The organism is Ignatzschineria larvae DSM 13226 (assembly GCF_038500265.1).
Taxonomy (GTDB): domain Bacteria; phylum Pseudomonadota; class Gammaproteobacteria; order Cardiobacteriales; family Wohlfahrtiimonadaceae; genus Ignatzschineria; species Ignatzschineria larvae.
The window spans coordinates 143,637-158,159 of record NZ_CP150637.1; the positions used below are offsets into that span (position 1 = coordinate 143,637).

Consider the following 14,523-nt stretch of genomic DNA (forward strand, 5'->3'; position numbering starts at 1 on the left):
ATTATATGAATCACGACATTATCCTGTGGCTCCAGATTATCCTTAAAGAGCGTTTTGGACACTCATTTGCCATTCATTTAACTCATAGTGGTTATGAACTACGTCTAGTAGACAGTAAAGAGGGGAAAATTATATTCCCTAATATTAATCCCCTATTTCTAGAATCACATTCTAACGGTCCTTGTACACACTGGGATGCAGAGAGTGAAGGATGGAGCTCTGTATTGGGTTCCCCTTTGCATGCTCCTAATGCTCAAGGTCTACCGAAGAGGGTTGTTGAGCATAGTGCCGATGGCTATGTAATCCATTACGATATCTTGGGACTCACTTATTGGATGCTTAATCGTATCGAGGAAATTGGGCGTGCAGATCTCGATAATCATCAACGCTTCCCGGCAACCTCATCGCATGCCTATCAACACGGATATTTAGAACGCCCTATCGTTGATGAGTGGCTCCATATCTTAGGACAAGTGATACAGAAAACTTGGCCAACGATAGAATTAAAAAAGCATCAATTTAGTATGAAGGTTTCTCATGATGTGGATCGCCCAAGTAGATATAGCTTTAGGGATTTTAAAGGATTAGTCAGAGCTATAGGGGGCGATATCATCAATCAACACCAAATCACTTCGTTATGGAAAGCACCTTGGATTAAATTGAATACTAAAAGGCAGTTACATTCTCAGGATCCTTATAATACTTTTGATTGGATCATGACTCACAGTGAGAAAGTTAATTTGAAGAGTGCCTTCTACTTTATTTGCGGGGGAATACATCAGAATGATGCTGATTATGATATTTCACATCCCGTAATAAGATCCTTATTACGAGAAGTACATGCAAGAGGACATGAAATAGGACTGCATCCTAGCTACGATACTTATTTAAACTCTTTAAAACTCAAAGAAGAATTTCATTACTTAAAAAAAATCTGTAATGAAGAAGGTATTCAACAAAAAAATTGGGGTGGACGAATGCACTATCTCCGTTGGGAACATCCAACAACTCTACAAGCATGGGAAGATGCTGGGCTAAATTATGATACGACTTTAAGTTATGCCGATCGTCCAGGCTTTCGCTGTGGGACATGCTTTGAATATCCTGCATTCAATCCTCTCACACAAGAAATATTAAACATTAGAATTCGTCCTTTAATTGTTATGGAAGCCTCGATCCTATCGCCACAATATCTTGGATTAATCGGTAAAAATGGAGCGGTTTCTAAAATTTTAGAACTAAAAAGTAAATGTCAACTTGTGGAAGGAAGTTTTACTATACTGTGGCATAATTCTGAATTTAATAAACAAAATAAAGCTATTTATAAAAAAGTGATTAGTTAGAAAATGACAATAAATATCAATAAATATTTAAAAAAAACAACAATAATTGGTTTTTTTACGCTTTATCCTGGATTTGCTCTCTATAACACCCTTGTAGCATATAATTTATTCCCCCCTCTTTTGGGAGGTTTTTTCGGAATGTTTAGCATAATATATCTATTTTTTTTATTACCTGGTCTTATTTTAACAAATAAAAAAATTTCATATAACCAGACACCTTATGTTGTTTTAATCATTTCATTTTTTTTATTAACATTATTAATTGTTGTTACAAATATTTTATTATCATTTTCCCAAGAAGTTTTGCTAGGGAGCAAACAAACAATAGAAAGCTTAATACTTCTTTTTACTGCTTTATTAATGGGCTACTATATAGAAATCAGCAAAAAAACATATAGGATATTAGTTTGTATTATATTGGCGACATTTCTCTTATTAATACTTTTTATTATTACCAATAATTCTCTATTCTTTTATGCTAAAAAAATTGCTGATGATAATGTATCCTGGGCTGTTTCAACATATCAAGGCTATGCTCGGAGTGCAATGATGGTATCAATTATGGCAATAAGTGTGCCTAAAAAAATAAAAAGTTATTTACTGATAACAATAATGAGTTTATTTATACTCTTTATTTTAGGCTCTCGCACAGAGTTAGTAGGCTTCTTTTTTGCAAGTTTCTTACTGTTATTTATTAAATTTAAAAAGAAAGGGCTAAAGTTATTTTTGTTTTCTTTTGTATTATTGTTGCCTATATTATTAGTGCTATATGAACTAATAATATCATATGGCATTAATAGTCGCATTTTTGAGCTTTTCAACTTATCCAATTCTACTTCATGGTTGGCTCGACAAAAATTACAAGAAATCGGTATTGCACAAATTATAGAGTCTCCTATAACGGGAGAGTTTGCTGGACATATAATCACAACAGGTACCGCTGGTGGCTATATACATAATATATTATCTGCATGGGCAGGATTTGGAGTATTCGTATTTACAATATATGCTCTCAGCATAATCATACCTTTGTTAACATGTTTAAAGTTAATAATAAAAGGGAATAGTTCAAATAAAGTCAACTTATGCTTTGCATATAGTTCCATGATACTTTTATTTTCCCTATTTTCAGACCCTATATATTCTTTTCTCCCCGGGTTCTCTTGGGGTATGTATCTATCGATATTAAAAGGAAATAATGAAAAATAAAATAGCCCACCTTACCTCAGTCCATCCCCGTTTTGATACTCGTATTTTTATCAAAATGTGTTCTTCTTTAGCATCTAATGGTTACGATGTATCTTTAGTTGTTGCTGATGATCTTGGTAACGAACAAAAAAATAACGTCAATATAATCGATGTTGGCACTTCACATGGGCGTTTAAACCGAATATTCAAAACAACTGATAGAGTCTATAAACAAGCCTTAGAATTAGATGCCGATCTTTATCACTTGCACGATCCTGAATTAATCCCTATCGGTCTTAAGTTAAAGAAAAAGGGGAAAAAGGTTATATTTGACGCTCATGAAGATCTGCCTAAACAACTATTAGGCAAACCATATCTAAAACCTTTTACTCGCAAAATACTTTCTAAAACCGCTCAAATTTATGAAAACTGGGCATGTAAAAAATTTGATGCGATTATTACCGCAACTCCTTATATTCGCGACAAATTTTTGAAGATTAATTCTAATAGTGTGGATATTAATAACTATCCTATTTTAGGGGAGTTGATTTCTTCCAATACGAACTGGGATAGTAAAGAAAATGCTGTTTGTTATGTAGGAGCATTATCAAAAATTAGAGGCATACTAGAAATAGTACAGTCAATGGAGTTTATAAAATCTCAAACAATCTTACAATTAGGCGGAAGATTTGATTCTAATTCATTTGAAAATCAAGTTCAAAGTGAAGCGGGTTGGAAAAAAGTTAACGCGTTAGGTTGGCTAAATCGAGAGAAAATAACACAAGTTTATTCAGAGTCTTTGGTTGGGTTGGTTACATTACACCCTACTATAAACTATTTAGATGCCCTCCCCGTCAAAATGTTTGAGTATATGAGCGCCGGAATACCTGTAATAGCATCCGATTTTCCCTTATGGAAAGAAATTATAGAAGGGAATAATTGTGGTATTTGCGTAGACCCTCTAAATCCAAAAGCCATCGCACAAGTAATTGATTATTTAATCCTAAATCCTACCGAAGCTGAATCCTTAGGTAAAAATGGACAAAAAGCTGTTGAAGAGAAATATAATTGGAATATTGAAGAGAAAAAACTATTGAACTTATATAAAAAAATCATACCAGTAGAGAAATATTTAGGAAATTAAAAAATGAAAGTTTCAATCATTACGCCTTGTCATAATTCAAATCAAGAATTAATCGATACAATCAAAAGTGTACAAGCGCAATCTTTTAAAAACTATGAACATATAATCATCGATGACTGCTCGAATAAACCTTTTTCTCAAGAACTATTAGAGATTATTGATAATGATCCTAAAATAGTATTTATTAAACGCTCTTGGAATGCCGGTCCCGCTGTAACCCGAAACCGTGGGATTAGTGAAGCAAAAGGAAAGTATGTTGCTTTTTTAGACGCAGATGATACTTGGCTTCCTGATAAATTGGAGAAGCAAGTCGCTTTTATGGAAGAGACTCAATGCCCTCTATCATATACTAATTATGATGTTGTAGATGAGGATGGAAAATACTGTGGAACAAGAAAAGCTCCTACAGAATTACCATATAATGAGCTTATTCGAGTCAATCGTATCGGCTGTTTAACTGCGATGTATAATACTGAAATTTGCGGCAAACAATATATGCCTAATATCTTAAAACGTCAGGATTATGGGCTATGGCTTCAAATTACTAAAAAAATTGGGCCTGCAAAAGGAATTGATGAGGTACTTGCTAAATATCGATCATCTAAAAACTCTTTGTCTGGCAACAAGCTTAAAGTATTAAAATATCAATGGCGTCTTTATCGTGAAATTGAAAACCTTAGTTTAGCAAAATCTCTCTATTGTCTCGTTAACCATGCTTGGAATGGTATTAGTAGAAAGGCTTAGGAAATAAAATATGAATATTACAATTGTGGGAACAGGATATGTTGGATTGTCTAATGCGATGCTCTTTTCAAAACAGCATAATATTATTGCTTTAGATATTGATGAGAAAAAGATAGAAAAACTCAATCAAAAAATTTCTCCTATCCATGATACTTTGATTCAAGAATACCTTTCATCGGCACCTAGATTTAAAGCAACGTTATCAAACGAAGAAGCGTTCCAACAAGCGGATATTGTTATTATTGCAACTCCTACCAACTATGATGAAGAGAGAAACTTCTTTGACACTTCTTCTATCGAACAAGTACTAAATGAGCTGACTCTACAAAAAAACAGATCTATCATCATTATCAAATCTACTGTTCCTGTTGGATATACAGAAAAAATTAAACAGCAGTTTCCTGACCTTAATATTATTTTTTCACCGGAATTCTTAAGAGAAGGACAAGCATTATATGATAATTTATATCCTTCGAGAATCGTGATTGGTGACAAATCCAGCACTGGGGAGATGATTGGTAAGCTTTTCAAAGATGCATGCTTAAAAGCGGATGTTGAAGTGTTACTTCTTGACTCAACAGAAGCAGAGGCTGTAAAGCTTTTTTCCAATACCTATCTTGCTATGCGAGTAGCCTATTTTAATGAACTTGATAGTTATTGTGAAAGTCGCTCATTAAACACAAAAGATATTATTAATGCTGTTTGCCTAGATCCTAGAATTGGGGATCATTACAACAATCCATCCTTTGGTTATGGAGGATATTGCCTACCCAAAGATACAAAGCAATTGCTCGCGAACTATCAAGATATTCCCCAAAACCTCATTGAAGCGATTATCAATTCTAATAGAACACGAAAAGATTTTATTACTACACAAATTATTAAACAACAGCCAAAAACTGTAGGTATCTATCGCTTAGTGATGAAGCAAGGTTCTGATAATTTTAGAAAGTCAGCAATACAAGGGATTATGAAACGCTTATTAGCCCATAATATAGAGTTGATTATTTATGAACCTAATATTCAAGGCGATTCATTTTATGACTTGGATGTGATTTCAGATTTATCAGAGTTTAAGGATAAAAGTGATATTATCATTACTAATAGAATGACTGATGATTTGTTAGATGTTAGAGAAAAGGTCTATACAAGGGATCTTTTTGGGGATAATTAAAAGATGGTCGAATTTCTAAGTTATTTAGGATGTTTTTATAACAGTTATCTTAATCGGCTTGTATCCGTTAGTTAATCGAACTTATTATCAAATAAACTAAAATATAAAAGTAAATATATTCATGGAAAAAAATAGTAATTTAACTAGACAAGAAAATTATCCTATTTTTAATGTCTGTGGATTAGCTACGATAGCTCTTATTGGTGGAGTGATAGGCGTATTTTGTACAGCACTTTATTTGGGTAAGGTTTCTGTAACCACAGCTCTTAACCTAGAGTTAGGGGTAATTATTAATGCTTTAATCATTGGTTTTTTTGCCTATCAAGGTGCAAAATTAGCATTAAAAGGTGTGCAACAGCAGAATCAATTTAAAATAAATGTAGAAGTCATCTCTAAGAATCGGCAAGATTGGATCAATGATCTTAGAACAAAGATGGCTGAATATTTAAATTTATTTAATTCCCCAGATCGTAATGCGAGTGGAAATATACATAATATTGATAGTTTGATAGTTATGAGTCAGAAAAAGGAAAAATTTCTGCAACTTTATTACTACATCATTTTATTAGTCTCTTATGAAGCTCGTACTGAAAAAAATGATCAAGTGACAGAATACTTTATAAAAACATTAGATTTATCTAAAAATCTTTTTCTAGTGAATGATAGCGAGTTCAAAAAATCTTATTCTGAGAAAATAAAGAAAATTCTAGAATTTAATGAAAAGTCTGAGTTTGAAGATTATCTATCAATAGAGATAGCCGCTAACGTAATAGAGGAACAATTAATAATTTGCACTCAAAAATTACTTAAGCAAGAATGGGAAAGGGTTAAAAAGGGAGAGTAATATTTTAATATTTCTATATAGTAATCACTTTTTTTAAAATTAAAGTCATAATCTTTCCTCAACTCAATAATTAAATAGATGATAAATATGCCTTACAAACGCCTTTTTGATTTCATTCTTAGTTTTATTGGTCTCGGCCTAACTTGGTGGTTGATTCTATTAGCTTGGATTATCGCCTCTATAGACACCAAGTCTAATGGTTTTTTCTTGCAAAAGCGTGTTGGTAAAGATGGCAAGCTCTTTACTGTGATTAAGATTAAGACAATGCGTCCTGTCAGTGGGGTAGATACCACTATTACTCAAGACAGAGATCCACGAATTACCAAATGGGGACGTTTTTTCCGTAAAACTAAAATTGATGAGTTACCGCAACTTATTAATGTATTGTTTGGACAGATGAGTTTTGTTGGTCCTCGTCCTGATGTTCCTGGATATGCAGATCAGTTACAAGGTGATGAGAAGAGAATCCTCTCTATAAGACCTGGAATTACTGGGCCAGCAACATTGGCATATCGGAATGAGGAAGAGATCTTAGCGCAACAAGAAGATCCTCAAAAGTATAATGATGAAGTGATATATCCCGATAAGGTTCGAATCAATTTAGAGTATATAGACAATTGGTCATTGCAGAAAGATATATATTATATCTATAAAACTATTGTGAAATAATTAAATAAATACAGGTATTCAAATGTTAAACACCCCATTTTCCCCATGGCCCTCTTTTGCAGAAGAGGAAGGTAATGCCGTTAAGAATGTTCTACTCTCTAATAAGGTAAATTATTGGACTGGGACAGAGTGCCGAGATTTTGAGAGAGAATTTGCTAAGTGGTCGGAGAGTCATTATGCAATTGCATTGGCCAATGGTACAGTTGCTCTAGATCTAGCGCTCAATGCATTAGAGATTGGTGCCGGTGATGAGGTGATTGTTACTCCACGGACTTTCTTGGCTTCCGCTTCTAGTATCGTAAATGCTGGTGCGAAGCCTGTCTTTGCAGAAGTGGATGCAGACTCGCAAAATATCACGGCAGAGACGATCGAGAAGGTGATTACTCCTCGAACCAAAGCGGTCATCTGTGTTCATCTTGCCGGTTGGCCATGTGATATGGATCCTATTATGGCATTAGCAGAGAAGCATCATTTCTATGTAATTGAAGATTGTGCGCAAGCGCATGGGGCGATGTATAAAGGGCGCTCTGTTGGTTCTATTGGTCATATTGGCGCTTGGTCTTTCTGTCAGGATAAGATTATGACTACCGGCGGGGAAGGCGGCATGGTAACCACTAATGATGAACAGCTCTGGAAGAAGATGTGGGCATTTAAGGATCATGGTAAGAGCTATGATGCGGTCTATCACAAGGAGCATGCACCGGGATTCCGTTGGCTACATGAAACTTTCGGAACCAATTGGCGCATGACAGAGATGCAAGCGGTAATTGGACGGATTCAATTACAGAGAATGCCGGAATGGCATCAGGCACGTCTCAAAAATGCCACTCAGATTTGGGAAACGGCTCGTCAATTACCGGCACTGCGTGTACCAGAGTTACCGACAGAGATTACCCATGCGGCCTACAAATGTTATTGCTTTGTCCGTCCGGAACAACTCAAAGAAGGGTGGTCTCGGGATCGTATTATCGAGGCAATGATTGCCAAAGGTGTTCCCACCTTCTCAGGCTCTTGTTCTGAAGTCTATTTAGAAAAGGCCTTTGATAACACAGATTATCGACCAGAATCACGTTTACCGGTAGCTCAAGAATTAGGGGAGACAAGTCTGATGTTTATGGTTCATCCTACTTTGACCGCCGAAGAGATCGAGAAGACCTGTCAGGTGTTGGTGGAGGTGATGGCTGAGGCGGGGCGGGTTGTTGCTCATTAATGATGTAAATATTAAGGGCAATATTTTAAACTGATTTAGCATAGGTTCAGCTTGAAATGGCTGTTAAGTATTAGTACACTGCGAGAATGAAGAATAAGATAAGAAAGCGAGGGGTATTATGGTAGCTCCGAAAGAAGAAGTTGTAGAAATATTAGATTTCTTGTATCAGAAAATGGTTGAAGAAAGTTTATTTTCTGAGTTCGAAAAACACAAATATGCTAGAAAAATGCAATTTGTTGGAAAAAAAACAGTAAGAGATAATCTAGCATGGGCTTACTTTGAAGCATGTTCTAATAACGAGCAGGATGCACTTTTTTATTTTAAAAAATCATTAAAATATAACGATGCTATATTTTTAGAAAATTATTTTACCTATTTAATTAGGAATGGAAGAATTGAAAATCTTATAGCGGCTATCGAAAATGCTAACTCAAAAGAAAGTTTTGCTGGAGTAGCAAGAGTAAAATACGAATTGTTTTTTACAAGTATCTTACAAGGAAATATAGATGCTGCAAATCTAGCACTAGATTCATTAATAAATTTGAAAAAAAATTTTTTTGAAGCCAATGAAATTAATATTAGCATGAGAGATAAGTTGAGAAATTTTATAGAGTATGCTGGATTGAGTGATTCAGAGTTGAAGGTTCTAGGATCTATTTTTATTACACTCATAGAAAAATATAATCTTTTTCTTCGAGGAAGAATTGATTTTAAAACATATGAAGAGTTTGATGTTAACCATATCTCGCTCATTATTGATAATAGGCATAAGAGTATCTTGGGCAAGTTAAATCTTGAATTAGCAATGAATATGGCATCTCAACGATTTTTCGATAATAAGAAATTTTCAGCTTCTATAGATATGATGGGGCAAGATAAGATCATGGCAAATAAGGATATTGCACTGCCGAAATGGGTGGAATAAGTCATGGCTGTATCGAGTAACGATTTCTTAGCTCTCTCGGAACAATTACTTGCAATGTCGGATAGCGAGATAGCGTATCGAAATGTCATATCTAGATTATATTACTGTTTAATTCATAGTGTTGCAGCAGAGTTATCAGCTGATGCCCCTACCCAGTATCATACAAAAATGGAACGTTATCTCAAGGATAGCGCTAGGCATTCGGAAAAAGAAATAATTGCGAGTGAAAAGTTAGTCCGTTTAGGGCATATGTTAGCTGCTAGAAGAGCTAAAAGAGTGATTGCTGATTATAAATTAACAGAAACTGTGACGGAAGAGGATGCTGAAGGGGAAATGGTAATCACTCAAGATATTTTAAGTTACTTGCATAGTGATGAACTAGATGAGTCTGATTAAAACTTGTGTCGGGATTTTCTGAGGTTAGATGGTAAGCTTACAAGCGTAACAACACGACAGTGCAAAACGCTCTGATGAGAGAAATGCGCGAATTAAGCAACAAGCGGATCTTAGAAGTGAAGACCCTCTTTAGAATCTTATGACCCCAAATAGGACGGTCGGGAATCCTTATTTTAAAGTTGATTCAATACGACGCTACAGTTATAAATAGTGATAGAGTGTAATTTACCATTACTGAATTTTATCAGCTATCATTATTGTATGATGCTTTAGGCCGAAGTGGCCGGAGTACAGATTTTAATCATTAGGGTAGAGACAATGCAGTTTACAGTTAAAAAGGTTGGGAAAATAGATCAAGCGAGTTTTGATCTTAAACCATTGACAATATTGATAGGACAAAATAATAGCGGGAAGACATATGCCGCTAGTGCTTTATGGGCTGCTATCAATAGTATCAAAAAGAGAACTATTCTTGGTGATTCCGTAAAAACTAAACTGATCCATTTAATTCATCAATTAACAGCTAAAGCATTACAAGAAAAAAGCCCTCAACAGCAAGATGTGCCTGAATCACTTTCTAATAAGATTAAAGCAGAAGTCTCCTGTTATCTTGAGCAAAACTCTAGAATGATTCTAAGACAGTGCTTTAAATTTGATGGATTTGATGAGGAATCAAAGCTTCTTTTTAACAATGAACCGAACCTTATATTGTCGATCAATGTTCAGGTGACACCCATATTGGTGTCAGAGGAAATAAGCGCGAAAGAGGAAAAAGAGTTCACGGCTTGCTTTACCTTCAAATGGCGCGGTCGTAAAGAGAGTCACCATAATGAGGTGTTGGAATATAAAATCAGAGCAGCCCCCCTTTCAGAAGCGCTTTTAACAGAGCATGAGAGTGAGCTCTATATTGCCTTACTTGAGCGAACTGAAAAGGAGATTATTGGGCATACTTATTTTGGGGAGATGTGGGATAAGTTTGAAAATCTACTCTACATTCCGGCAGCAAGAACGGGTATTTTATTAACATCCGATTTCTTTATACAAGGCACTATCGCACGGTGGAAAGAAGCAACAGAGGTCTTAGAAAAGGAGAACGATCCCTTTTTATTAACCGAAAGCTCTGAAGAGAGGCATTCTTTTGTAGAGAGATTCAAGGGTAATTTAACAGAACCCTTAATTGCCTTTACGGAAGAGATTAATCGGAGAAGCTCTGTGAGAAATCAAAAAGCGAAGGGGAGTACAACGCCTTTGAATAATATTAAACGATTATTATCAGGGGATATTCGCTCAAACTCACCTAATGTCGATCGGCCAACTTTTGAATATCAACCCGAGGGTCTTGAACATGCTATTCCGCTCTCTGCAAGTTCCTCACTGGTGACTGAAGTGGCCGCATTATCAATATTAAATCCGGTTTTAGCGGATTCTTTTATTATTTTTGAAGAGCCTGAAGCGCATCTTCATCTTGCTGCACAAAGAGAGATGGCGAAGATTATTATCCAATTGGTCAATAGCGGTTGTTATCTACTCATCACAACACATAGTGATACATTTTTACAGCAATTAAATAACTTGCTGTTACTCAATAATCATCCACAAAAAGCGCGATTATTAAAAAAATTTGGTTTAACCGATGATGACATACTTGCCCCTAATCAAGTATCTGCTTACGACTTTGATTGCGATGGTGATCATAGAACAACAGTTCATCCAGTAGCATTTGGTGAATATGGTTTTGTTGCTGAGTCTTTAAATAAGGTTTTGATCAGTTTAGCAGAGCAATCGCATGAAATAATTACAACGCTAGAAAGGGAAGGAGATTAGGGCAATGATAAAGAATCCTTTTTTAAGTCTCTTAAAAAACGATTTATGTTATGTCATCGAAAAAAAAGAACCTATAACCATTAGAGAGAAAAAACAAGGTGGAGCGGGATGTTGCACTTTTAGATCCCAATATGATGTACTGATGATTAAGGCTAAAGACCAAGGAACTGCCTTATGGGCTTTAGTGAATCAGAAATGCTCGGAAGGTGCCTTTTTAGAGATCAAAGAAGATGGAAAGAAGGTATTACATATTGTAGAGATGAAGAGTAAATGTAGGCTATCTGATTTTATGAAAGTCTGTGATCAGCTAGAGGGCATGTATTACGCCTCATTGGCAGTGATGGCTATTTTGAAACTAGGGATTCCTGATCAAGTGATCTCGTATGTCGCTTATAAATCAACGGATCTTGAGCATCCATCTCGGTTACCTCTTTATCAGAATAAACAGCTTGTAGGTGTAAATACAGATGGGGTTCGTATATTAAACTTTTGGAAAAATGATGAGATACAATTCAAACATTGCTTCTCGTCATTGATTAAAGGCAAGCGTGACCAAGATGGAAATTATGATTTTGGCACTGTTTAAGTTATTTTAGGCATTGATATCTTGACGATAAGAATTAAGCGATGATTTCAAAAAATCTCTGAAAATTACAGCACTATTTTATTCATAACAGTGTTAACTGATTAAATCATGATTGATCTCGCTGAGAGCATTGAAGATCAAGTTTAACACTCTTTATAACACGCAAAAAACATTTAAATTTTTGTGTTTTTTTAGTATACAATATGTAAATAAATTATTGTTAATATTTTATTAAGTTATTTATTTTAAAAGAATATATTGGATACTAACATCGATGAGTAACAAATTTATACTGCCTTTTCTATGTCATATGGCCGTAATGGTGTTTGGCGTTAGGTTGTGCATGATCAGCGTATTAGTAGGTGTAAGATAATGCTAAAACAACGACTTCTTAGCTGGTCACGCCGTAGAAAGCGCTTGGTACAGGTAGTGACTGATATTCTGCTGATTTGGCTCTCATTAGCGTTGGCTTTTATTGTGCGCATTGGTTGGGATGACACTTGGGAAGTTTGGGAGCAGTTTATCTGGCTCTATATGATTGCGCCGTTGATTTCGATCCCGATCTATATCCGGATGGGGATGTATCGTGCGGTGATTCGTTATGCTGGGAAGGAGTTACTAGTCACGATTGCGAGGGCGGTGACGGTATCGGCGCTCTTTTTAGCGTTAGTCATCTATTGGTATCGTGATGCGCCGATGGAGGCTCCTCGTTCATTGGTAATCAATTATTGGTGGATTAGTTTATTAATCTTAGGTGGATTGCGGTTATTGATGCGCTACTACTTCCTAGGGGATTGGTGGGATTTTCTCAATGCCTCTTTTAATAGCCATTTCCATGATAAGGCGCCAAAGGTGGCAATTTATGGGGCGGGTTCTGCCGGTAACCAATTAGCGGCGGCACTGAAAATGGGGCGCGCGATGCGGCCGGTGGCATTTATTGATGATGATCCGCATATTGTGAAGCGAACGATTGCAGGGATACGGGTTTATTCGCCGAGAGATCTAGAGAAGATGCTCAAGGAGACAGGCGCAACACAGATTCTCTTGGCGATGCCCTCTGCAAGTCGAGCGCGGCGGCGAGAGATTCTCAATCAGCTTGAGCGCTACTCCCTTAAAGTTCTGAGTATTCCTGGATTTATGGATTTAGCGAAGGGAACGGTGAAGGTTCAAGATCTACAAGAGGTGGATATTGCTGACCTATTAGGGCGAGATTGTGTGAAGCCTGATCAGAAGTTATTTGAGCGCTGCATCTATCAAAAGGTGGTGTTAGTCACAGGAGCAGGAGGGTCGATAGGTTCGGAGCTCTGCCGACAGATTGTGGATAGTGGTGCGGTGAAGCTGATACTTTTTGATCATAGTGAGTATAATCTCTATCGAGTGATGATTGAGTTAGAACAGCGAGTGAAGCGGGAGGCTTTGCAAATTGAGATTATCCCTGTTTTAGGCTCAGTGACGAACTTTGAACAGATTTTTAGGGTGATGCAGGCCTGGCAAGTGGAGACAGTTTATCATGCTGCTGCATATAAACATGTGCCGATTGTCGAGATGAATACCGTGGTCGGATTATATAATAATCTTTTTGGAACGCTCTATACAGCGCAAGCGGCGATTAAGGCGCAGGTAGAAAATTTTGTATTGATTTCAACGGATAAAGCGGTACGCCCTACGAATGTGATGGGTGCTACGAAGCGATTGGCGGAGATGACGCTTCAAGCCTTAAGCCATGAGCCATATCTGACCTTTTTTACGGGGGTTGGAGCGGAAGAAGGAGAAGCGGGTCGGGAATATGAGAATCAGACACGTTTTACTATGGTGCGCTTTGGAAATGTTCTAGGTTCTTCTGGATCTGTCATTCCGCTTTTTAGGGAGCAGATCAAAAGAGGGGGGCCTGTGACGGTCACACATCCGAATATTACCCGTTATTTCATGACAATTCCGGAGGCGGCGCAGTTAGTGATTCAAGCGGGTTCAATGGGTGTTGGTGGAGATGTCTTTGTCCTTGATATGGGTAAGCCGGTGAAGATTGCCGAGCTAGCTGAGAAGATGATCAGCTTAACCGGGCTCTCTATCCGTAGTGAGAAGAATCCCACGGGGGATATCGCGATTGAATTTACAGGTCTTCGCCCCGGAGAGAAGCTCTATGAAGAGCTATTGATTGGAGATAATGTCTCCGAGACCATCCACCCGATGATCATGCGCGCTAATGAAACAATGCTTCTGTGGTCGAGCTTCAAAGAACTATTAGCCCAGCTTTATAAGGCGATGGAACAAGAGGATTGTGTAGAGATCCGTAAATTACTTAGAGAATATGTCGATGGCTATGCTCCACAAGGGCAGATTGTGGATAAACTCTATTTACAGGAGAAGGGGTCTGGAGACTATAATTCACTAGAATGACACATCAATTATTAATTAATCAAAAGCGAGTTTAGGCTCGCTTTTAATATGGATTACCCCAAAGATAAAAAGACGCCGA

13 protein-coding genes are annotated in these 14,523 nt (G+C 36.7%); all 13 read left to right on the forward strand.

Annotation, left to right across the window (positions count from 1 at the left end; all coding sequences use genetic code 11):
* Positions 1 to 5: 5 nt before the first annotated feature.
* Positions 6 to 1,343, forward strand: coding sequence for a polysaccharide deacetylase family protein (locus WMO13_RS00620; RefSeq protein WP_026879215.1), 1,338 nt, complete (start codon positions 6 to 8; stop codon positions 1,341 to 1,343).
* 3 nt (positions 1,344 to 1,346) lie between these two features.
* The gene (locus WMO13_RS00625) at positions 1,347 to 2,552 is read left to right on the forward strand and encodes a hypothetical protein (RefSeq protein WP_026879216.1); all 1,206 of its coding nucleotides are present in this window, start codon (positions 1,347 to 1,349) and stop codon (positions 2,550 to 2,552) included.
* Positions 2,542 to 3,675 (forward strand): glycosyltransferase family 4 protein, encoded by a 1,134-nt coding sequence (locus tag WMO13_RS00630; RefSeq protein WP_026879217.1) that lies wholly within the window; start codon positions 2,542 to 2,544, stop codon positions 3,673 to 3,675. Before WMO13_RS00625 ends, WMO13_RS00630 begins: the two co-directional genes overlap by 11 nt.
* A gap of 3 nt (positions 3,676 to 3,678) precedes the next feature.
* Positions 3,679 to 4,419, forward strand: a complete 741-nt coding sequence (locus WMO13_RS00635; protein ID WP_026879218.1) for a glycosyltransferase family 2 protein — start codon at positions 3,679 to 3,681, stop codon at positions 4,417 to 4,419.
* 10 nt (positions 4,420 to 4,429) lie between these two features.
* The gene (locus tag WMO13_RS00640; RefSeq protein ID WP_026879219.1) at positions 4,430 to 5,593 is read left to right on the forward strand and encodes a nucleotide sugar dehydrogenase; all 1,164 of its coding nucleotides are present in this window, start codon (positions 4,430 to 4,432) and stop codon (positions 5,591 to 5,593) included.
* A gap of 121 nt (positions 5,594 to 5,714) precedes the next feature.
* Positions 5,715 to 6,437: a hypothetical protein gene (locus tag WMO13_RS00645; RefSeq protein ID WP_026879220.1), complete on the forward strand. Its 723-nt coding sequence runs from the start codon at positions 5,715 to 5,717 to the stop codon at positions 6,435 to 6,437.
* A gap of 87 nt (positions 6,438 to 6,524) precedes the next feature.
* Entirely contained in the window at positions 6,525 to 7,106 is a 582-nt protein-coding gene (locus WMO13_RS00650; RefSeq protein ID WP_156923280.1) for a sugar transferase, read from the forward strand.
* Positions 7,107 to 7,128: 22 nt separating this feature from the next.
* On the forward strand, positions 7,129 to 8,316 hold the full coding sequence (locus WMO13_RS00655; RefSeq protein WP_026879222.1) for a DegT/DnrJ/EryC1/StrS family aminotransferase: 1,188 nt from the start codon (positions 7,129 to 7,131) through the stop codon (positions 8,314 to 8,316).
* A 118-nt stretch (positions 8,317 to 8,434) separates the two neighbouring features.
* Positions 8,435 to 9,241, forward strand: coding sequence for a hypothetical protein (locus WMO13_RS00660; protein WP_026879223.1), 807 nt, complete (start codon positions 8,435 to 8,437; stop codon positions 9,239 to 9,241).
* Between the two features lie 3 nt (positions 9,242 to 9,244).
* Positions 9,245 to 9,637, forward strand: a complete 393-nt coding sequence (locus WMO13_RS00665; protein ID WP_026879224.1) for a hypothetical protein — start codon at positions 9,245 to 9,247, stop codon at positions 9,635 to 9,637.
* A gap of 318 nt (positions 9,638 to 9,955) precedes the next feature.
* Positions 9,956 to 11,461: an AAA family ATPase gene (locus WMO13_RS00670; protein ID WP_026879225.1), complete on the forward strand. Its 1,506-nt coding sequence runs from the start codon at positions 9,956 to 9,958 to the stop codon at positions 11,459 to 11,461.
* 4 nt (positions 11,462 to 11,465) lie between these two features.
* The gene (locus WMO13_RS00675) at positions 11,466 to 12,047 is read left to right on the forward strand and encodes a hypothetical protein (protein WP_026879226.1); all 582 of its coding nucleotides are present in this window, start codon (positions 11,466 to 11,468) and stop codon (positions 12,045 to 12,047) included.
* Between the two features lie 372 nt (positions 12,048 to 12,419).
* The gene (locus WMO13_RS00680; RefSeq protein WP_026879227.1) at positions 12,420 to 14,444 is read left to right on the forward strand and encodes a polysaccharide biosynthesis protein; all 2,025 of its coding nucleotides are present in this window, start codon (positions 12,420 to 12,422) and stop codon (positions 14,442 to 14,444) included.
* Positions 14,445 to 14,523 lie beyond the last annotated feature (79 nt).

What these genes read in the sequence shown, in the direction of transcription:
- WMO13_RS00650 (WP_156923280.1), top strand. Translation starts at nt 6,525, where the DNA reads ATGCCTTACAAACGCCTTTTTGATTTCATTCTTAGTTTTATTGGTCTC.
- WMO13_RS00680 (WP_026879227.1), top strand. Translation starts at nt 12,420, where the DNA reads ATGCTAAAACAACGACTTCTTAGCTGGTCACGCCGTAGAAAGCGCTTG.
- WMO13_RS00645 (WP_026879220.1), top strand. Translation starts at nt 5,715, where the DNA reads ATGGAAAAAAATAGTAATTTAACTAGACAAGAAAATTATCCTATTTTT.
- WMO13_RS00665 (WP_026879224.1), top strand. Translation starts at nt 9,245, where the DNA reads ATGGCTGTATCGAGTAACGATTTCTTAGCTCTCTCGGAACAATTACTT.
- WMO13_RS00660 (WP_026879223.1), top strand. Translation starts at nt 8,435, where the DNA reads ATGGTAGCTCCGAAAGAAGAAGTTGTAGAAATATTAGATTTCTTGTAT.
- WMO13_RS00675 (WP_026879226.1), top strand. Translation starts at nt 11,466, where the DNA reads ATGATAAAGAATCCTTTTTTAAGTCTCTTAAAAAACGATTTATGTTAT.
- WMO13_RS00630 (WP_026879217.1), top strand. Translation starts at nt 2,542, where the DNA reads ATGAAAAATAAAATAGCCCACCTTACCTCAGTCCATCCCCGTTTTGAT.
- WMO13_RS00625 (WP_026879216.1), top strand. Translation starts at nt 1,347, where the DNA reads ATGACAATAAATATCAATAAATATTTAAAAAAAACAACAATAATTGGT.
- WMO13_RS00635 (WP_026879218.1), top strand. Translation starts at nt 3,679, where the DNA reads ATGAAAGTTTCAATCATTACGCCTTGTCATAATTCAAATCAAGAATTA.
- WMO13_RS00640 (WP_026879219.1), top strand. Translation starts at nt 4,430, where the DNA reads ATGAATATTACAATTGTGGGAACAGGATATGTTGGATTGTCTAATGCG.
- WMO13_RS00655 (WP_026879222.1), top strand. Translation starts at nt 7,129, where the DNA reads ATGTTAAACACCCCATTTTCCCCATGGCCCTCTTTTGCAGAAGAGGAA.
- WMO13_RS00670 (WP_026879225.1), top strand. Translation starts at nt 9,956, where the DNA reads ATGCAGTTTACAGTTAAAAAGGTTGGGAAAATAGATCAAGCGAGTTTT.
- WMO13_RS00620 (WP_026879215.1), top strand. Translation starts at nt 6, where the DNA reads ATGAATCACGACATTATCCTGTGGCTCCAGATTATCCTTAAAGAGCGT.